Annotated in this window: 18 protein-coding genes; 10 read left to right on the top strand and 8 right to left on the bottom strand. The window is 69.2% G+C overall.

Features of this window, described 5'->3' with window-relative positions; genetic code table 11:
• Positions 1-208 precede the first annotated feature (208 nt).
• The 3 genes from AC067M_RS22105 (at position 209) to AC067M_RS22095 (ending at position 3,698) form a co-directional block, all read left to right on the top strand.
• Positions 209-1,321, top strand: a complete 1,113-nt coding sequence (locus AC067M_RS22105) for a LacI family DNA-binding transcriptional regulator (RefSeq protein ID WP_478698713.1) — start codon at positions 209-211, stop codon at positions 1,319-1,321.
• A 225-nt stretch (positions 1,322-1,546) separates the two neighbouring features.
• A complete protein-coding gene (locus AC067M_RS22100; protein ID WP_478698712.1) occupies positions 1,547-2,632 on the top strand; it encodes a metallophosphoesterase in 1,086 nt (361 codons plus the stop codon).
• A 193-nt stretch (positions 2,633-2,825) separates the two neighbouring features.
• On the top strand, positions 2,826-3,698 hold the full coding sequence (locus AC067M_RS22095) for a hypothetical protein (protein ID WP_478698711.1): 873 nt from the start codon (positions 2,826-2,828) through the stop codon (positions 3,696-3,698).
• A 69-nt stretch (positions 3,699-3,767) separates the two neighbouring features.
• On the opposite strand, the gene thiC is transcribed toward AC067M_RS22095, so the two are convergent.
• A complete protein-coding gene (gene thiC / locus AC067M_RS22090) occupies positions 3,768-5,552 on the bottom strand; it encodes a phosphomethylpyrimidine synthase ThiC (protein WP_478698710.1) in 1,785 nt (594 codons plus the stop codon).
• 182 nt (positions 5,553-5,734) lie between these two features.
• The gene (locus AC067M_RS22085) at positions 5,735-6,241 is read right to left on the bottom strand and encodes a hypothetical protein (protein ID WP_478698709.1); all 507 of its coding nucleotides are present in this window, start codon (positions 6,239-6,241) and stop codon (positions 5,735-5,737) included.
• Between the two features lie 99 nt (positions 6,242-6,340).
• On the opposite strand from AC067M_RS22085, the gene AC067M_RS22080 reads away from it, so the two are divergent.
• The gene (locus AC067M_RS22080) at positions 6,341-7,558 is read left to right on the top strand and encodes a YibE/F family protein (RefSeq protein WP_478698708.1); all 1,218 of its coding nucleotides are present in this window, start codon (positions 6,341-6,343) and stop codon (positions 7,556-7,558) included.
• A 169-nt stretch (positions 7,559-7,727) separates the two neighbouring features.
• On the opposite strand, the gene AC067M_RS22075 is transcribed toward AC067M_RS22080, so the two are convergent.
• The 4 genes from AC067M_RS22075 to AC067M_RS22060 form a co-directional block, all read right to left on the bottom strand.
• Entirely contained in the window at positions 7,728-8,165 is a 438-nt protein-coding gene (locus tag AC067M_RS22075) for an SsgA family sporulation/cell division regulator (RefSeq protein WP_037674817.1), read from the bottom strand.
• Between the two features lie 99 nt (positions 8,166-8,264).
• A complete protein-coding gene (locus AC067M_RS22070; protein ID WP_478698756.1) occupies positions 8,265-9,002 on the bottom strand; it encodes an IclR family transcriptional regulator in 738 nt (245 codons plus the stop codon).
• A gap of 326 nt (positions 9,003-9,328) precedes the next feature.
• Positions 9,329-9,541: a DUF5326 family protein gene (locus AC067M_RS22065; RefSeq protein WP_030048440.1), complete on the bottom strand. Its 213-nt coding sequence runs from the start codon at positions 9,539-9,541 to the stop codon at positions 9,329-9,331.
• A 154-nt stretch (positions 9,542-9,695) separates the two neighbouring features.
• The gene (locus tag AC067M_RS22060) at positions 9,696-10,013 is read right to left on the bottom strand and encodes a cupin domain-containing protein (protein ID WP_478698707.1); all 318 of its coding nucleotides are present in this window, start codon (positions 10,011-10,013) and stop codon (positions 9,696-9,698) included.
• Between the two features lie 48 nt (positions 10,014-10,061).
• Here AC067M_RS22060 and AC067M_RS22055 point away from each other — a divergent pair, with 48 nt between their 5' ends.
• From AC067M_RS22055 to AC067M_RS22035, 5 genes are all read left to right on the top strand, one after another.
• Positions 10,062-10,439 (top strand): phage holin family protein, encoded by a 378-nt coding sequence (locus AC067M_RS22055; protein WP_478698706.1) that lies wholly within the window; start codon positions 10,062-10,064, stop codon positions 10,437-10,439.
• Between the two features lie 7 nt (positions 10,440-10,446).
• Positions 10,447-10,938, top strand: coding sequence for a low molecular weight protein-tyrosine-phosphatase (locus AC067M_RS22050; protein ID WP_478698705.1), 492 nt, complete (start codon positions 10,447-10,449; stop codon positions 10,936-10,938).
• Positions 10,935-12,146: a cystathionine gamma-lyase gene (locus AC067M_RS22045; RefSeq protein ID WP_478698704.1), complete on the top strand. Its 1,212-nt coding sequence runs from the start codon at positions 10,935-10,937 to the stop codon at positions 12,144-12,146. The genes AC067M_RS22050 and AC067M_RS22045 overlap by 4 nt, the downstream gene beginning before the upstream one ends.
• A gap of 225 nt (positions 12,147-12,371) precedes the next feature.
• Entirely contained in the window at positions 12,372-13,277 is a 906-nt protein-coding gene (locus tag AC067M_RS22040) for a LysR family transcriptional regulator (protein WP_478698703.1), read from the top strand.
• A 110-nt stretch (positions 13,278-13,387) separates the two neighbouring features.
• Complete coding sequence (locus AC067M_RS22035; RefSeq protein ID WP_478698702.1) at positions 13,388-13,870, top strand: NUDIX domain-containing protein; 483 nt, start codon at positions 13,388-13,390, stop codon at positions 13,868-13,870.
• A gap of 8 nt (positions 13,871-13,878) precedes the next feature.
• On the opposite strand, the gene AC067M_RS22030 is transcribed toward AC067M_RS22035, so the two are convergent.
• Together AC067M_RS22030 and AC067M_RS22025 are read right to left on the bottom strand one after the other, a co-directional pair.
• A complete protein-coding gene (locus AC067M_RS22030) occupies positions 13,879-15,429 on the bottom strand; it encodes a globin domain-containing protein (protein ID WP_478698701.1) in 1,551 nt (516 codons plus the stop codon).
• A 409-nt stretch (positions 15,430-15,838) separates the two neighbouring features.
• Positions 15,839-16,471: an HAD family hydrolase gene (locus AC067M_RS22025; protein ID WP_478698700.1), complete on the bottom strand. Its 633-nt coding sequence runs from the start codon at positions 16,469-16,471 to the stop codon at positions 15,839-15,841.
• Between the two features lie 185 nt (positions 16,472-16,656).
• Here AC067M_RS22025 and AC067M_RS22020 point away from each other — a divergent pair, with 185 nt between their 5' ends.
• On the top strand, positions 16,657-17,523 hold the full coding sequence (locus AC067M_RS22020) for a GNAT family N-acetyltransferase (RefSeq protein WP_478698699.1): 867 nt from the start codon (positions 16,657-16,659) through the stop codon (positions 17,521-17,523).
• Positions 17,524-17,551: the final 28 nt, after the last annotated feature.

Here is a 17,551-nt window from a genome sequence, read left to right as displayed (position 1 = left end):
CCCTCGTCAAGGTGAGTTGAGACCTCTTCGAAACATCGGAGAGTTGGCAGGCTCATGCGTGCCACCACGTCACGTATTGCGCTTGAAACGTTCAACTGCCTTCATTTCCAAGGCAGTTGATGGTTAACAGCCATGCAGAAACGTGCCTGTCAACGCGTGCATATGCGTCCGCCCTACCCCACCGCATGAGCCCTACTATCGGCTCGCCATGACAGCAGCAGGGAAGCACCAGGTGAGCCGCGCGGAAACCTCACGCCGAGGCAGCCGGCCGGGCCGGGCGGGCATCAGGGACGTGGCCGCCGCCGCCGGAGTCTCCATCACGACCGTCTCCGACGCCCTCAACGGCAAGGGCCGGCTCCCGGACGCCACCCGACGCCATGTCCGCGAGGTCGCCGACCGGCTGGGCTATCGCCCGTCGGCCGCGGCCAGAACCCTCCGAACCGGCAAGTCGGGCCTCATCGGCCTGACGGTGACGACGTACGGGGATGAACCTTTCACCTTCACCGAGTTCGCGTACTTCGCCGAGATGGCCCGCGCCGCGACCTCGGCCGCGCTCGCCCGGGGCTACGCGCTGGTCATCCTGCCGGCGACCTCCCGCCACGACGTGTGGTCGAACGTCGCCCTGGACGGCACGGTCGTCATCGACCCCTCCGACCAGGATCCGGTCGTCAGCGAACTGGTCCGCCAGGGCTTACCGGTCGTCTCCGACGGCCGCCCGGCCGGCGCGCTCCCGGTCACAGCGTGGGTCGACAACGACCACGAGGCCGCCGTCCTGGGCATCCTCGACCACCTGGCCGCCGCCGGCGCCCGCCGCATCGGTCTGCTCACGGGGACGAGTACGGACACGTACACCCACCTGTCGACGACCGCCTACCTGCGCTGGTGCGAGCGCGTGGGCCAGGATCCGGTGTACGAGGCCTACCCGGCGCACGATCCGTGCGCGGGCGCCGTCGCCGCCGACCGACTGCTCGCCCGGCCCGACCGCCCCGACGCCGTCTACGGACTGTTCGACCCCAACGGCACCGACCTGCTCGCCGCCGCCCGCCGCTACGGGCTGCGCGTCCCGGACGACCTGCTGCTGATCTGCTGCAGCGAGTCCACCGTGTACGCCAACACCGAGCCGCCCATCACCACGCTCTCCCTCAAGCCGCGCCGCATCGGCACGGCGGTGGTCCAGCTCCTCATCGACGCCATCGAGGGGGCCGAGTCGGACCAACCCGTCGAGCAGGTGATACCGACCGAGCTGATCGTGCGTACCTCTTCCCAGCGTCGTCCGCCGCGGACGACGGTCAGCCCACCCCGGGCACCCGAGGAGGAGTAGCGCGAGGGTGTGGGCCACAACGTGGGCATGCTGTGCCCGGGGGTGGACGAAGCCCACCCCAATCGGGGCGAAAGCCGCGATGAACGGGAGCCCCGCTCCGATTCACCACCCCTGGGTCATCACACGGCGCGATCCGCATTCCTATGATGGGCCCACGACACCGCGGGCCGCTGCGACCAGGCAGTCCGATGCGGTGCAGATGCGGCGCGATGGTGGAGGGGTCTGATGACTCAGGGGGCCGGTCAGGGACCCGAGGTGGAGCGCACGGCGACGTTGCGCGACTTCCGGGTGCCCGCTTACGTCCACGAGACCGGTCCGTACGACCACAGCGCGCAACCGGGGGACGCCGTGCGCCCGGTCGAGGAGCCGTTGGAGCACCCGGAGGGTTACACCCCGACACAGCGCGATCTGCCGGTCATCAACCGGGGTGACACGCTCCAGGTGACGGTTGACCCGGCGGCGGCCGCGGCCCCGCAGGCCGCCGCCACCGGCCAGGGCCCGCTCTACGTCGTCGGTGACGTGCACGGCTACCTCGACGAACTCATGGCCGCCCTCCAGGAGAAGGGCCTGGTCGACGCCGCAGGGCAGTGGAGCGCGGGCACCGCCCGGCTGTGGTTCCTCGGCGACTTCACCGACCGCGGCCCCGACGGCATCGGCGTCATCGACCTGGTGATGCGGCTGTCCGCCGAGGCCGCCGCGGCAGGCGGCTACTGCAAGGCCCTCATGGGCAACCACGAGCTGCTGCTGCTCGGCGCCAAGCGGTTCGGCGACACCCCCGTCAACTCCGGCGCGGGCACCGCCACCTTCCAAGCGGCCTGGCTGCTCAACGGCGGCCAGAAGTCCGACATGGACCGTCTCCAGGACCACCACCTGCAGTGGATGGCCCGTCTCGACGCCGTCGAGGAGGTCGACGGCCATCTGCTCGTGCACTCCGACACGACCGCCTACCTCGACTACGGCGACTCGATCGAGGCGGTCAACGACACCATCCGCGAGACGCTCACCCGCAACGACGCGGACGAGGTGTGGGACCTGTTCCGCAAGTTCACCAAGCGGTTCTCCTTCCGCGACGAGGGCGGTGCCGACGCCGTACGCTCCCTGCTCGACATGTACGGCGGCACCCGCATCGTTCACGGCCACAGCCCCATCCCGTACCTGCTCGGCGAGGTCGGCGCCGAGGAGGGCGAGGACCCGGCCGGTCCGGTGGTCGAGGGACCGCACGTCTACGCCGACGGGCTGGCCATCGCGATGGACGGCGGGGTGACCATGGCCGGAAAGCTGCTGGTCCAGCAACTTCCCCTGGATAACTGAACATTCACCGGGCAGGCGTCCCCCGACGTTGGCACGACGGGCGACGGCGCAGGCCAGGGGCCAATTTCGGCAAACCCCCTGTCAACGTGTGCCGTCACCGCTCTACCATCGCCTTATCCGTAGCAGGCTCCCCTCCGTTTCTGCCCGACGGCTCGTTGGCATGCGAGCCCCAAGCCCTACGGAGCATCGGGGGATGCACATGAACAGCGTTCCGCAGCACCTGCACAGCGAGGACCGCCAAGAGTACGAGCGGATCCTCGATGAGGCGCTGCGCTCCGCCCCACACCGCCCGGAACTGGCCGCTGTGGGACAGCGGCTCAATCCCGAACAGCTGCGCACCATGGCGCTCAACGCCACCGCGTTCATCACGGCGGCCGCGGCGACCGAGTACCAGCACTATGTGAAGGTCCGCGAGGAACTGCGCCATCCGGCGCCGTCCACCCCGTCGTCGGCCCGCGACTCCGGCTCCTCGGAGCCGGACGCGAGCACGCCGGGGCTCGCCGCCACCATGGGTGAGGTCGCCGAGACCGCCGGCGCGGGCGCCGTCGCCATCGTCGCGGTCCTGGCCCCCGTCCTCGCCGGAACCGCTGCGGCGATCTTCCTGCTGGTGGGCTACATCCTGAAGATGCTCGACCCCGAGCCGGCGTTCGCCCAGACCCTGCTGACCGCCGGATGGGTGTTCGGCGCCATGACCGCGGCCGCGATCCTCGTCGCCACCGTCGGGCTGCTGCTCACCGCGCTGCGCAACCGCCCCTCGCCGACGGCCGGTCCGTACGGCGAACTGGAAGAGGAGGTGACGCGGGCCAGGGAAGCCTGGCACGACGCCCTCCTGGAGCGCGGCATCCTGCCGTTCCTGCGAGACGCCCTCGCCGCCGCTCCCGACACCACGGCCGCACTGCACCCCACGGCCCCGCCGGCCCCGACCGGCCGCATCCCGCACCTCGGATACGGCCGCCCCGGCTTCACCAGCCCCGCCGACGACGGAGACCGCGGCCCGCGCCCGAGTTTCTCCAGCCCGGACTACACCAGCCCGGACTTCGGGGGCCCGGAGCACCAGCCGGAGTAACCCCGGCTTGCGCCCCCGCCCAGGGGGGCGCAAGCCACACCGGGGTCACGCCGGGTCGGTGGACGCGGGTCAGTCGGCCATCGGCAGGTACACGCGGTTGCCCGCGGCCGCGAACTCCTTCGACTTCTGGGCCATGCCCTCCTCGACCTCCGTTCGGGTACCGCCGTGTTCGCGGCGGATGTCCTGGGAGATCTTCATCGAGCAGAACTTCGGCCCGCACATCGAGCAGAAGTGAGCCGTCTTGGCGGGCTCGGCCGGCAGTGTCTCGTCGTGGAACTCCCGTGCCGTGTCCGGGTCGAGGGCCAGGTTGAACTGGTCCTCCCACCGGAACTCGAAGCGGGCGTCGGACAGCGCGTCGTCCCACTCCTGCGCACCGGGGTGCCCCTTGGCGAGGTCGGCCGCGTGAGCGGCGATCTTGTAGGTGATGACGCCGGTCTTGACGTCGTCACGGTTGGGAAGGCCCAAGTGCTCCTTGGGCGTGACATAGCAGAGCATGGCCGTGCCCCACCAGGCGATCATCGCGGCACCTATGCCGGAGGTGATGTGGTCGTACGCGGGCGCGACGTCCGTCGTCAGCGGGCCGAGCGTATAGAACGGAGCTTCATCGCAGATCTCCTGCTGAAGGTCGATGTTCTCCTTGATCTTGTGCATCGGGACGTGGCCCGGGCCTTCGATCATGGTCTGTACGTGGAAACGCTTGGCGATCGTGTTGAGTTCCCCGAGCGTGCGCAACTCCGCGAACTGCGCCTCGTCGTTGGCGTCCGCGATCGACCCCGGCCGCAGACCGTCGCCCAGCGAGTAGGTGACGTCGTAGGCGGCGAGGATCTCGCAGAGTTCCTCGAAGTGCTCGTACAGGAACGACTCCTTGTGGTGCGCCAGGCACCAGGCCGCCATGATCGAGCCGCCGCGCGAGACGATGCCCGTCTTGCGGTTGGCGGTGAGCGGGACGTACGGCAGACGGACACCCGCGTGGACTGTCATGTAGTCCACGCCCTGCTCGGCCTGTTCGATGACCGTGTCCTTGTAGATCTCCCAGGTGAGCTCCTCGGCCTTGCCGTCGACCTTCTCGAGGGCCTGGTAGAGCGGGACCGTGCCGATCGGGACGGGGGAGTTGCGCAGTACCCACTCGCGGGTGGTGTGGATGTTGCGGCCGGTGGACAGGTCCATAACCGTGTCGGCGCCCCAGCGGGTCGCCCAGGTCATCTTCTCGACCTCCTCCTCGATGGAGGAGGTCACCGCGGAGTTACCGATGTTCGCGTTGACCTTCACCAGGAACCGCTTGCCGATGATCATCGGCTCGATCTCCGGGTGGTTCACATTGGCCGGCAGCACCGCGCGACCCGCCGCGATCTCCTCGCGCACCACCTCGGGCGAAACGTTCTCCCTGATGGCCACGTACTCCATCTCGGGCGTGACCTCGCCCCGGCGCGCGTACGCGAGTTGGGTGACCGCCTTGCCGTCACGGCTGCGGCGCGGCTGGCGGGGCCGTCCCGGGAAGACCGCGTCGAGGTTGCGGAGTCCGCCACGGGGCGAGGTGTGCTTGATCCCGTCGTCCTCGGGACGGATGGGACGGCCCGCGTACTCCTCGGTGTCGCCGCGGGCGGTGATCCAGTTCTCCCGCAGCGGAGAAAGCCCCCTGCGGACGTCGGTGTCGGCCAGCGGATCGGTGTACGGGCCTGAGGTGTCGTAGAGCGTGACCGTCTGCCCGTTGGTGAGGTGCACCTGACGGACCGGCACCCGCAGGTCGGGGCGTGAGCCCTCGACGTACGCCTTGTGCCAGCCGATGGACTTCCCGGCCTCCTCGCTGGTGGAGGTCTGCGTGGAGGCAGGCGTGCGCGCGTCCTTGTTGGTCATGAGACCTACTCCCTACGCCGGCATTACCCGGTAACAGGTTCGGCGGTCGACGCAGCGGCTTCCGTCGGTCGGCGTTTCATGGGAAACATCACGCTGTTCCACGTGAAACATCGCAAAGACGGAGGTCAGCGCCCTCTCAGCCCGGTGCTCCGAGCTCCCGCGTGTGCAAAGGTGCCTCCACGCTAGCGTCCTTTGTGGCGCGGTGAACAGTGGGCCTCGTTCGTTCTTGCGATGATCGGGCGGTGACCACAGGACAGCAGTACCCGTTTCCGCCCCACGAGCCGCCCCGCCGACCTGGCGGCGGAAACGGCAACGACCGTGGGGACGCGCCTGGTTACGGCGGCGGGCACGATCAGCGAGCCGCGTTCGGTGACGGGCACGCCCGGGGGTCCGGCCCCGGCATCGGTCAGGACTACGACTTCGCCGGGGGCCACGAGCATGGTCCGAGAGACGGCGGTCGGCGGCATGACCCTCGAGGCGGGCAGGGGTTCGGTCCCGGCGGCGGCCAAGAGTTTGGTTCTGGTGGCGGTGACGCGCATGAGCATGGTCCCGGCTTCGAAGGCGGCCGCCGCGGGCAGGGTACCGGTGGTGGGGACGGCCACGACTCCGGTGGCGGGCACGGGGGCGGGCACGGGGCCGGGCACGGGGGCGGGCACGGGGGCGGGCACGGGGGCGGCAGCAACGGTCATGGCCACTCACACAGTCACAACCACGGTCCCGCCGCACCTGTCTCCAAGCATCTGCGCAAGGTCATCGCGGCGATCCTGATCCCGTTCGCTGCGGCGGTCGTGGTCGGGCTGGCCGTACTGTGGCCCGGCGGCGCCCCCTCGCACGAGCGCACCGGCGTCGGTTTCGACCGGCAGACCCAGCAGGCCACGGTCACCAAGGTCGAGAGCGTGAGCTGCAAGTCGGTGAACGCCTCGGGGGACACGCCGACCGGCGACACGTCGACCGCCGAGGGGTCCTCCGCGCAGCAGGAGGCGAACGGCACCTGCAAGAAGGCCACGATCCGCGTCGACACCGGCGATGACAAGGGCCGTACGTTCACGGAGATCGTCCAGCCGGACCAGTCACGGCAGTTGCACGAGGGCCAGGAGGTAGTGGTCGCCTACGAGCCCTCGGCACCGAAGGACCTGCAGTACTCGGTCACCGACGTCAACCGCCGCCTCCCGATGACGGTGCTCGCCGGTATCTTCGCCCTCGCCGTCGTCGTCGTGGGACGGCTGCGCGGTGTCATGGCGCTGGTCGCGCTGGCCATCAGCTTCATGGTGCTGAACTTCTTCATCCTGCCCGCGATCCTGCAAGGTTCGAACCCGCTGGTCGTCGCCGTGGTGGGGTCGAGCGCCATCATGCTGGTCGCCCTCTACCTGTGCCACGGACTGTCGGCCCGAACGTCCGTGGCGGTCCTGGGCACTCTGATCTCGCTGCTGCTTATCGGCATCCTCGGTTCGGTGTTCATCGACTGGGCCGCGCTCACCGGGAACACCGACGACAACACCGGTCTGATCCACGGTCTGTACCCCGAGATCGACATGAGTGGTCTGCTGCTGGCCGGCGTGATCATCGGCTCGCTCGGTGTCCTGGACGACGTGACGGTCACCCAGACCTCGGCGGTCTGGGAGCTGCACGAAGCCAACCCGACCATGGGCTGGCGAGGGCTGTACCGCGCTGGTATACGCATTGGCCGCGACCACATCGCATCGGTCGTCAACACGCTCGTCCTCGCCTACGCGGGCGCCGCGCTGCCCCTGTTGCTGCTCTTCTCCATCGCGCAGAGCAGCGTCGGTACGGTCGCCAACAGCGAGCTGGTCGCTGAGGAGATCGTGCGCACGCTGGTGGGCTCGATCGGATTGGTCGCGTCAGTGCCGGTCACCACGGCCCTGGCGGCCCTGGTCGTCTCGGCCGACCGCCAGGGCGAGGCGGCACCGGCGTCGGCGGTACCGCCCACCGCGGACACGGGGCCGATTCCGGTACCCGGCACGCGCGGACGGCGGCGCAAGCGCTGAGGCGGGCGGGCGCCGGGCGCACCCGGCGCTCCAACACGCCTCCTCCGAAAGCACCGCAACGGGCGTCCCCCGAAAGAAGCCGCCACGCGCCACTCGCGAAAGAAGAAGCGTTCCTGCACATCCCCCGCCCCTAGCTGAAGCGTTCCGCCTCCGCCGCTGCCGCAAGCCTTCAGCCTGCGCTCTGCTCCTCCGCCAGGATGCGGTCCAGGGCCTCGTCGAGGTGGGCGTCGAAGTCGCCGAGCGCCCCCTCCTGGCCCAGCGGCACCAACTTGTCGGTGCGGTCCAGGAACGCCACGAGCGGCGCCGTGGACGAGCGGAACAGCGCATGGTCACAGCCGACCTGAAGCCGGATCAGGACCTCGCCCAGCGAGTCCTGTTCCACGGGCGAGACCCGCACATCACCTTCGCCGCACGGCCGCCCCACCCCGTCGATCAGCAGCTCGCGCCCGAAGGCCCAGGTCACCGGGGCATCACCGGGCAGGTGAAAGGTAAGCCGTACGGCATAGGGATCGCAGGCCTCGTATCGCAGTTCCACCGGGATACGGAAAGAGAGCTCCTCGGAGACGAGAAAGCTCATCATGACCTCTGCCTGTACGGACTCGCGCATCGCCTGTCCCGTCATCTGCCGTCACCTGGCCGGGAATGAACCCCTGACACTTGGTGGCATCTTGCTGAACGTACACGGGAGATCACAAGGAGTGAGTTTTCAGATACTGATAGAGAGTGCGAGCGACCCCAGGAGCTGTCCCATCTCGTCCTGGAGACGGTGCACCACGGGGAGCAGCCGGTCGGCCTGGTGGGAGGGCAGGGAGATGGCCACCGTGGCCGCAGTGTTGCCCAGCGTGATCGGGATCGCGGCACACACCGTCCCCAGGGCGTACTCCTGTCGCTCGACCACGGGTTCCATCCGTCGTGTGCGCTCCAAGCGGCGCAACAGGGCGTGGCCGTCACGCACCGTGTACGGAGTGAGGGAGGTCACCGGGTAGCGGTCGAGGTGGTCACGGCGGGCGTCCTCGTCGAGTTGGGAGAGGAGGCACTGCCCGACGGCGTGCGCATGACCGGTTTCGCGGAAGTCGGCCCACTCCTCCACCGCCGGATTGGCCGTGGTGTCGGAGACGCACATGACCTCGATCTCGCCCTGGCGGTACACCGCGTAGTACACGGGCACACCGAGCGAATCACGCCAGCGCGCGAGCGCGTCGGTGACCGTGCTGCGACGTTTCTGCGCCGCCCCGCTGCTGCTCAACCGCTCGGCCGCCTCGCCGAGGAAGAACAGCCCCTTCTCACGACGCAGATAGCCCTCGTGCACAAGGGTGCGCAGCAGGTGGTAGGCCGTCGGGAGCGCGAGACCGGTCTCGCGCGCCAGTTGTTTGGCGGGAGCTCCGTGCTGGTGCCCCGCGACGGACTCCAGGAGCCGCATCGCCCGCTGGACGGATCCGATCAGGGTGGCCGCGGAGTGGGTCGGCTCGCCGGGTGCCGTGGCGGTCCGGCGCTGCACCGGGGGCGCGGAGGAGCGCGGTTGCCCGTGAGGTGGGTGGAGTTGTGAGGGTGCGGTGTCTACCGTGGCCAAGGGTCACTCCCGAAGCGCGAGGGGGCAGCAGCCCGTACGAAGAGCACGGGTGGTGCGTGTACGCCGCCCGCGGGGTCGTCCCCGCGTCGAGTTCCGGACTCTAACCCTCCGCCACCGCGTGCAGACGGGCTGTCCGGAAAACTTCCCTCGCCCGAGGGAACCAATGATTCCCGTTACCGGTCACCGGTTTCCCGTACGCCTCACCAGTCGCTGCGTGACGACGAGCTCGACGTGAACTTCCGCACCACGTAGATCAGTCCGCCGACCAGGGCCACGAAGACCAGCACCTTGAAGAGCAGGCCGATCACGAAGCCGACGACGCTGGCTATCAGCCCGCCGAACACGACCAGGGCGATGACCGGCACCGCGATCCACTTCACCCACCACGGCAGTCCCGCGAAGATCTCTCGCATCGCCCTCGTCCTCATCTCTGTGGCGCCCGGCACGTTCGGTGCCGGATGTTCCGATGTCCTGCGACCGATGCTAGGTCCGCGAGGGGTGTCGGCGGGGGCCCGGCACCCCTTGTCCTCCCCTGACCGACCCCCTAGGGAACCCCGAGACGCGGGGTCAGGCCTCAGGCGGAGAGAACACCACCATGACCCGCAGGTCCTCGCTGATGTGATGGAACTTGTGGGCGACGCCTGCCGGTACGTACACCACGCTGCCGCGTGCCACCTGCGTGGTCTCCAGACCCACGGTGATCGCGGCCCGGCCGCTCACGACGAAGTACACCTCGTCCTGGTTGTGCGGGGTCTGGGGATCGTGCTCGCCGGCGTTGAGCGCATAGAGCCCGACCGACATGTTGCGTTCCCGCAGGAACTGAAGGTAGGCGCCGTCATTGGCGGCTCTCTCCGCCTCCAGTTCATCCAACCGGAATGCTTTCATCACACTCGCCCACACTCGTAGCCGATCTCTTCTGCCACGATCAGACACATGAAGAATTTCGTAGTCAAGACGATCGCCAACGCAGGTGCCCTGGCGGTCGCGGTGTGGCTGCTGGACAAGATCACCCTGACCGGTGACAGCACGGGCAAGAAGGTCGGCACCCTGATAGTCGTCGCCCTGCTCTTCGGCCTGGTGAACTTCCTCGTCAAGCCGATCGTGAAGGTGCTGACCTTCCCGTTGTTCATCCTGACGCTCGGACTGATCACCCTGGTGGTCAACGCGCTGATGCTGATGCTCACCTCGTGGCTGGCCGACAAGCTGGACCTGAGCTTCCACGTCGAGGGCTTCTGGACGGCGGTCGTGGGCGGTCTGATCATCTCCATCGTCTCCTGGGCGCTGCACGTCGTCCTGCCCGACGAGGACTGACCGCACGATGTCCTACCGCGTCTGCTTCGTCTGCACCGGCAACATCTGCCGCTCGCCGATTGCCGAGTCCGTCTTCCGCGCGCGCGTGGCGGAGGCCGGTCTCGACGGTCTGGTCGAGGTCGACAGCGCCGGCACGGGCGGCTGGCACGAGGGCGACGGAGCCGACCCGCGCACCGTTACGGTCCTCGAGGACAACGGCTACGGCAGCGAGCACACCGCCCGGCAGTTCCGGTCGGCCTGGTTCGCCCGCCTCGACCTCGTGATCGCCCTCGACTCCGGCCATCTCAAGGCACTGCGGCGCCTGGCCCCCACCGAGGAGGACGCGCGCAAGGTGCGGCTGCTGCGCTCGTACGACCTCGGCGTGGGTGACGACCTCGACGTTCCCGACCCCTACTACGGGGGCATGGACGGCTTCGAGGAGTGCCTTGAGATGGTGGAAGTGGCGAGCACCGGGCTGCTCGCCGCGGTACGCGAGCACGTGGAGGGACGGGCTGCATGAACGATTCGGCTGCGGACGGGCGGGGCGACGCCGTGGGCACCGGCTCGGCCGGTACCGGATCCGGCTCGGTCGGCGTCGGCTCGGCGGGCACGGGTGAGGGCACACGTGCGGTGCGTGCCGGGCTGCCCGAAGCGGTCAAGTACGAGCCGACCCTGCCCGGCCCGGTGTTCGCCGCCCACTTCCACCTGCCGGGCGAGCCGACCGGCGGGTACGCCTACGGTCGTGACGAGAACCCGACCTGGACCCATCTGGAGCGGGCCGTCGGCGAACTGGAGGCGCCGGGGCAGGACGGCGTCGAGACGCTCGTGTTCGCCTCCGGCATGGCCGCCATCTCGTCGGTGCTCTTCTCTCAGCTGCGCGCCGGGGAAGCGGTCGTCCTGCCCAGCGACGGCTACCAGGTGTTTCCCCTGGTCCGCGCTCAGCTGGAGGCGTACGGCATCGAGGTGCGTACCGCGCCGACCGGCGGCGACGCCCAGCTCGACGTCCTCGACGGCGCCCGGCTGCTGTGGATCGAGTCGCCGTCCAACCCCGGGCTCGACGTGTGCGACATCCGGCGACTCGTCGGGGCCGCGCACGCGCGTGGCGCTCTGGTGGCGGTCGACAACACCCTGGCGACGCCGCTCGGGCAGCGCCCGCTGGAGCTCGGCGCCGACTTCTCGGTGGCCAGCGGCACCAAGCAGCTCACCGGGCACGGCGACGTCCTCCTGGGCTACGTCACCGGCCGCGGCGGCGAGACCATGGCCGCCGTACGGCGCTGGCGAAAGATCGTCGGGGCGATTCCGGGGCCGATGGAGGCATGGCTGGCGCACCGGTCCATCGCCACGCTCCAGCTGCGGGTCGACCGGCAGAACGCCACCGCCCTCGCGCTCGCCGAAGCACTGCGAGAGCGGCCCGAGGTGACCGAACTGCGCTACCCGGGGCTGTCCGACGACCCCTCGCACAAGATCGCCTCACAGCAGATGCGGCGCTACGGCTGTGTCGTCTCCTTCACGCTGCCCACGCGCGTGCGTGCCGAGCGTTTTCTGGAGGCGCTGCGGCTCGTGGACGACGCGACGAGCTTCGGCGGGGTGCGCTCCACTGCTGAGCGGCGCCGTCGCTGGGGCGGGGACGCGGTGCCGGAGGGGTTCATCCGCTTCTCGGTCGGGGCCGAGGATCCCGAGGATCTCGTGGCGGATGTACTGCGCGCGCTGGAGGAGTCGGCCCGGTGACCGGAATACGGCCACCCGGTCGGTGTCCCGTTACGTACAACGGACGGTCCGAGCCTCCCCCCTCGTGGCTCGGACCGTCCTCGGTTCTGCGCGCGAAGAACCGCGCGAACTAGGCTAGTTGACTCTGTGTCAGTGTCCAATCACAGTAGCGACAGAGACCTATCGACTTATTTATAGTTGGGCGCGGCCGGGGGCCGGAGATGGGCCGCTAGAGGGGAGGCGTACATGGACCTCGCCTTGCTGCGCACCTTCGTCACGGTGCACCGGGCCGGCTCCTTCACCCGTGCTGCCGCCCTGCTGGGCCTGTCCCAGCCGGCCGTCACCTCGCAGATCCGCACCCTGGAGCGGCAACTGGGCCGTCCCCTGTTCCTCAGGCAGGCCCGCGGAGTGACACCGACGACGATCGGGGACGAGCTCGCCCACAAGGCCGCGCCCCATCTCGACGCCCTGGTGGAAATCGCCGAGACCGGCCTCGACGACGAGTCCTCCCTACGCACCCTGCATCTGGCGGGCCCTCCCGAGTTCACCGCCGAACGGGCGTTGCCTGCCCTGACGGAGCTCGCCGGCGAGGACGGACAGGGATTCGCCCTGCGCGCCTCGTTCGGAACCGCCGAGGAGGCCCTGGAGGGGCTGGCCGCCGGTCACCACGACCTGGCCATCAGCACCGCCCGGCCGCGCGGTGCGCTGCTCACGGCGACCGCGCTGTGCGACGAGGAGCATGTGCTGGTGGCCGCCCCGCTCTGGAACGAACGGATCCGTGCCGAAAAGCCGCGCCGCGAGAACGTGCCTACGTTGGAGAATCTCCCCGTCGTCGAGGTTCACGAGTCCCTGCCCTTCGTCTCCCGCTACTGGGCCTCTGTCTTCGACTGCCACCCGGCCGCCTCGGGCACTGTTGTGGTTCCCGACCTGCGGGCCGTGCTCGCCTGCGCGAGCGCGGGCGCCGGTCTCGCGGTGCTGCCCCGCTATCTGTGTGCGGACGCTCTCGAACGCGGGGACGTGGTCGCGCTGCACGATCCGGCGGTGCCGCCGCTGCGGACGTACTTCCTGGTGGTGCGCACCGGGACGTTGGCGATGCCGCACATCGCGCGGGCCCATGAATGGCTGCTGCGGGCTGCAGGCGACTGGTGCTGAGCGCCGTCCTCGGCTTGTGGGGTGCCTCGCGCTTCGGGAGTCACGCGGTGAGCTCTCATGGTGACGTTTCGCGATGTTTCACGTGGAACCAGCCGGGCCACATTTCTCCCATGACCGTCCGACCCGTGGTCAAGCGCACCGCCCGTGCCGTCCTCCTGGACGGCGATGACCTGATCTTGATCAAGCGCACCAAGCCTGGTGTGGATCCCTACTGGCTCACGCCCGGCGGTGGGGTCGAGCCGGGGGACACGACCGTCGTCGACGCCCTGCACCGCGAGGTGTACGAGGAGCTCGGCGCCAAGATCACCGATGTCGTGCCCTGCTTCGTCGATACTGTCGAGCACATCGGCGAGGACGGCGGCGCGACCGGCGTGAAGGTACAGCACTTCTTCGTCTGCCGTCTTGAGTCCATGGACCCGGCACTGCGGCACGGCCCGGAGGTGGACGAGCCGATCGGAGAGTACGAGATCGTCAGGGTGCCGTTCACCCGGGTGGGCATCGCCACCGTCCACCTCGTGCCCCTGTCGCTGCGGCACTACCTGGACGGCAACATCGAGGGCGTACGGGCCATGCACGCTCCCGACCTGGGCTGACGCACTGCTCAGTCAAGGGTGACGACGAGTTCCTCCACCGAATCGTGCCGTATGCGCTCCGGCGGTATCCCGCTGTCCCGCAGCGCGTCCACCCCGCTGCGGATCATGCCGGGCGGACCGGAGACATAGGCGTCGTACTCGGTCCAGGGGCCGTGGGTGCGTATGGCGTCGGGGAGCTGGAGCAGGCCGTGCCGGTCGACCACCGGGCGGACCTCGAGCCAGGGGTGGGACTGCTTGAGCCTGAGCATCGTGTCGATGTCGTAGAGGTCGTGGTCGCTGCGGGCACCGTAGAAGACCTCGACCGATCGCCGCTCGCCGTGCTCGGCGACGTCTTCGACGAGGGCCTTGATGGGGGCTATCCCGGTGCCGCCGCCCAGACAGAGGAGGCCGTTGTCGGTGGTGTGGTCCACGGTCATCGAACCGGCCGGGGGGCCGAGACGGATGACGTCGCCGGGCCGGGCCCGGTGAACGAGGGCGTTGGAGACCCAGCCGGCCGGGATCGCCTTCACGTGGAACGTGAGCAGTCCGTCGGAGCGGGGCGCCGAGGCGAAGGAGTAGTGCCGCCAGACCCGCGGCCACCAGGGCGTCTCCAGGCTCGCGTACTGACCCGCGAGGAAGGGGTAGGGCTGGTCGGGGCGGACCGTGACCACCGCGACGTCGGAGGTCCTGAGGTCGTGCGAGACGACCTCCGCCTGCCACCAGGCCGGTGCGCGCAGTTCGTCGGCGGCCGCAGCGTCGATCATGACCTGCGAGATCGTCGTGTACGTCCGGACCCAGGCGGCCTCGGTCTCGGCGTCCCACACGGACCCCGCGTACTTGCTGAGGGCGCCGATGAGGCACTCGCCGACGGCCGGGTAGTGCGCGGGGCGGGTGCCGTACTTGCGGTGGCCCCGGCCGAGGTTCTGCAGATAGTCGACGAGGACGGGGGTGTTGTCGATGTACTCGGCGGCGGTGAGCAGGGCCTTGAGCAGCCGGTCCCGCTGGGCGTCCATCGCAGCCGGGAAGAGTGGGCGCAGATCGGGGTGGCGTACGAAGAGCAGCGCATAGAAGTACGACGTGACCTTGTCGGCCACAGAGGCGACCTCGGCCATGGTGCGGCGGACGAGGATGGCGTCCGGGGAGGCCTGCTGGGCGGGAGCGGGCCGCTGCGTGGGCACGCGGTGATCGCCTGGGGAGGCCTGAGTGTCGGTCGGCGCGAGGGTCGCGGTTCGGGCTGACGTTGTAGTTGGCTCCGGTTCCGTCCCGCCTGTGCCCGGGGCGGGCGGTATGCCGCCGGCGCGCGTGACGGGCGGTGCGGGGACGTCGCTCGGGGCCGGGGCCTCCGTGTCGTCCGCATAGGCGGACGGTTCGGTGTCTGCCGTCGTCACCGGCTCCGCGGAGGCGTCGGTCGGCGGGTCGTCGCCCGCTGTGGCCCTGCCCATCGGGCGCATCGCGGCCAGACGGCCGCCCTCGGCGGTTTCGGGCCCGGAGCCGGGGGTCGGCTGCTTGTGCGGCGTGAACCAACCGCCTCCGCCGCCGGACGTGCCGTTGTCGGCCGACCTGGTGGTCGGAGCGTCCATGGTGTGCCTCGCCTCGAACATCTTTCGGTCGGTCTGCGCACTTCCACGTTCGGAAGCGCCTGCCTTCCCCCCGTAGACGGCTTGCTTTCCCGTTCGGTGTCGCGGCCGATACGGCCACATTGAACCCGTATTCCCGCTCCGTACGGACAAGTAAGGCGAGAGTGTGACAAGGGCCGCAGTGCTCACCGCAGCATCCCACCGCGTGGGGGGCGCTCCGGCCGCATACCCGAAAACGCGGGTCTTCGATCACTCCGTCCCGTTAGACTGCATTGCCTTGCTCCCGGCTCGCAGTGGGCGCATCGCGCTCCGGACACGAACCGGACTCGACCCTACCGGTCAGGGCTCCGCACACAAGTCCCCCCTGCCCTCGCCACGTTTTGATCGAGAGGCGAACCACCAAGCCCCTCAATTACCCGTCGTGACGCACCAATTCATAGGCATCCCACAGATCTTTGCCCATGTAGGAGTATGTCGCGAGCCCGGTCAGGCGACTGTCCGCATTCACCGCGACGGAAACCGGCACCGCACCGAAGAGATCCAGGTCCGACAGCGAGTCGCCGTAGGCGACACAGTCGGCCCGCGTCACCCCGAACTCCCGGCACAGCTCATCGGCGATGCGCACCTTGGCCACGGCGCTGAGCACACCGGCCGGGTCCATGGGCTCGGTGAACGGCACGGCAGGAAAGCGTGAACCGTGGGCCGCATGAGCTCCCCAGGCCGTGAGGCGTTCCACGAAGAAGGAAGGAGAGAGCGACACGACCGCGCAGTAGTCCCCCGCCCGTCTGATCTCCGCCCAGACCTCCTGGATACGGGCCAGCCAAGGAGCCGCTTCGAATGCCGCCACCACGTGCGCCTCGGTGAGCTTTGCCCACAGGGAATACACCTGCGCCGCATACTGCGGCGGATCGATCAGCCCGGCCGAGATCGCTTGGTCCAATGCCACCGTTTCCGCTTCCAGACCCAGTTGCCGCGAGATCTCCACGGGCGCTGACGTGCCGTGCAGCAGGGTGCCATCCATGTCGAAGAGATGAAGTCTCGTCATGAACACTGAGGCTAAAGGCACTTACTGTCAGCACCTCGATGAGGTCTGGCGTTCGCCCATGTTTCACGTGAAACACCGAGCCCCTCTCCTCAGCCTGTGCGGTTGACCACGACATGGCCAAAAGCGCGTACATCGGCCCGCAAACAGGTGGACGCCGAGGCCGGCCATCAGACAGCCTGACCCGCGTGCCGACTCCTTCCCTCCCCGCTCTCCCCATTCGCCGTCTGACGCTCCGCGATCTCACCGCCTGCGCCGACTTGTCCGAGAACCGGGGGTGGCCTCGCGAAGAGCACAAGTGGGGCTTCCTCCTCACAGCCGGGAAGGGTTACGGCGTCGACGACCCCGATGGCGGCCTCGTCAGCGCCTGCGTCGTCACCGAGTACGGCCCACCGGACCGTCCCGATCTGGGCGCCATCGGCATGGTGCTGGTCGCCGAACGGCATGCCCGCCAAGGCATCGGACGCCGGTTGATGCGCCAGGTGGTCTCGGTGCTGGGCACCACACCTCTGACGTTGCACGCGACGCCGTACGGCCGCCCCCTCTACGAGGAGCTCGGCTTCAAGGTGACCGGCCGGGCGGAGATGCTGCTCGGGCACTTCACATCCGGCGGGATGGACTCGCAGGTGGCCACGCGTGCCGCCACGGCCGAGGATCTCAGCGCGATCCTCCGGCTCGACGGGGAAGTGTTCGGCGCGGATCGCACGCACATCATCACGCGGCTGCCCGCCTTCACCGACCAGCTGCGCGTGGCCGAGGAGAACGGCCGTCTCATCGGGTACGCGGGCGCCTGGCCCAACATGGACACGCAGGTCGTGGGCCCCCTGATCGCCCGGGACACGGAGACCGCAAAGGCCCTCATCGCCTCCCTCGCCGCCCACACCGATCGCCCGCTGCGCACCGACATCGACGTACGGCACGAGGAACTGCTGGCATGGGCGAAGGAGCACGGGCTGGCGTCGGTCGCCTTCAATGCGGTCATGACCTACGGGATCACGGAGCTGCCCGGCGACTGGACCCGACGGTTCGCTCCACTGACGGTGGCGGCGGGCTGAGGCCCAGTACGGAGAACACCGGGCCCCT

It is taken from the genome of Streptomyces sp. NPDC043427, from assembly GCF_056436655.1.
Note: the sequence above shows the minus strand (reverse complement) of the source record. Positions and strands in the feature narration are given on the sequence as shown.

Coding starts and splice junctions, on each gene's coding strand:
- AC067M_RS22085 (WP_478698709.1), bottom strand. CDS start 6,241: ATGACCGTTGCTGCCGCCCCCGTGCCCGCCCCCGTGCCCGCCCCCGTG.
- AC067M_RS22095 (WP_478698711.1), top strand. CDS start 2,826: ATGCACATGAACAGCGTTCCGCAGCACCTGCACAGCGAGGACCGCCAA.
- AC067M_RS22040 (WP_478698703.1), top strand. CDS start 12,372: ATGGACCTCGCCTTGCTGCGCACCTTCGTCACGGTGCACCGGGCCGGC.
- AC067M_RS22035 (WP_478698702.1), top strand. CDS start 13,388: ATGACCGTCCGACCCGTGGTCAAGCGCACCGCCCGTGCCGTCCTCCTG.
- AC067M_RS22100 (WP_478698712.1), top strand. CDS start 1,547: ATGACTCAGGGGGCCGGTCAGGGACCCGAGGTGGAGCGCACGGCGACG.
- thiC (WP_478698710.1), bottom strand. CDS start 5,552: ATGACCAACAAGGACGCGCGCACGCCTGCCTCCACGCAGACCTCCACC.
- AC067M_RS22065 (WP_030048440.1), bottom strand. CDS start 9,541: ATGCGAGAGATCTTCGCGGGACTGCCGTGGTGGGTGAAGTGGATCGCG.
- AC067M_RS22030 (WP_478698701.1), bottom strand. CDS start 15,429: ATGGACGCTCCGACCACCAGGTCGGCCGACAACGGCACGTCCGGCGGC.
- AC067M_RS22105 (WP_478698713.1), top strand. CDS start 209: ATGACAGCAGCAGGGAAGCACCAGGTGAGCCGCGCGGAAACCTCACGC.
- AC067M_RS22055 (WP_478698706.1), top strand. CDS start 10,062: ATGAAGAATTTCGTAGTCAAGACGATCGCCAACGCAGGTGCCCTGGCG.
- AC067M_RS22050 (WP_478698705.1), top strand. CDS start 10,447: ATGTCCTACCGCGTCTGCTTCGTCTGCACCGGCAACATCTGCCGCTCG.
- AC067M_RS22025 (WP_478698700.1), bottom strand. CDS start 16,471: ATGACGAGACTTCATCTCTTCGACATGGATGGCACCCTGCTGCACGGC.
- AC067M_RS22045 (WP_478698704.1), top strand. CDS start 10,935: ATGAACGATTCGGCTGCGGACGGGCGGGGCGACGCCGTGGGCACCGGC.
- AC067M_RS22075 (WP_037674817.1), bottom strand. CDS start 8,165: ATGCGCGAGTCCGTACAGGCAGAGGTCATGATGAGCTTTCTCGTCTCC.
- AC067M_RS22060 (WP_478698707.1), bottom strand. CDS start 10,013: ATGAAAGCATTCCGGTTGGATGAACTGGAGGCGGAGAGAGCCGCCAAT.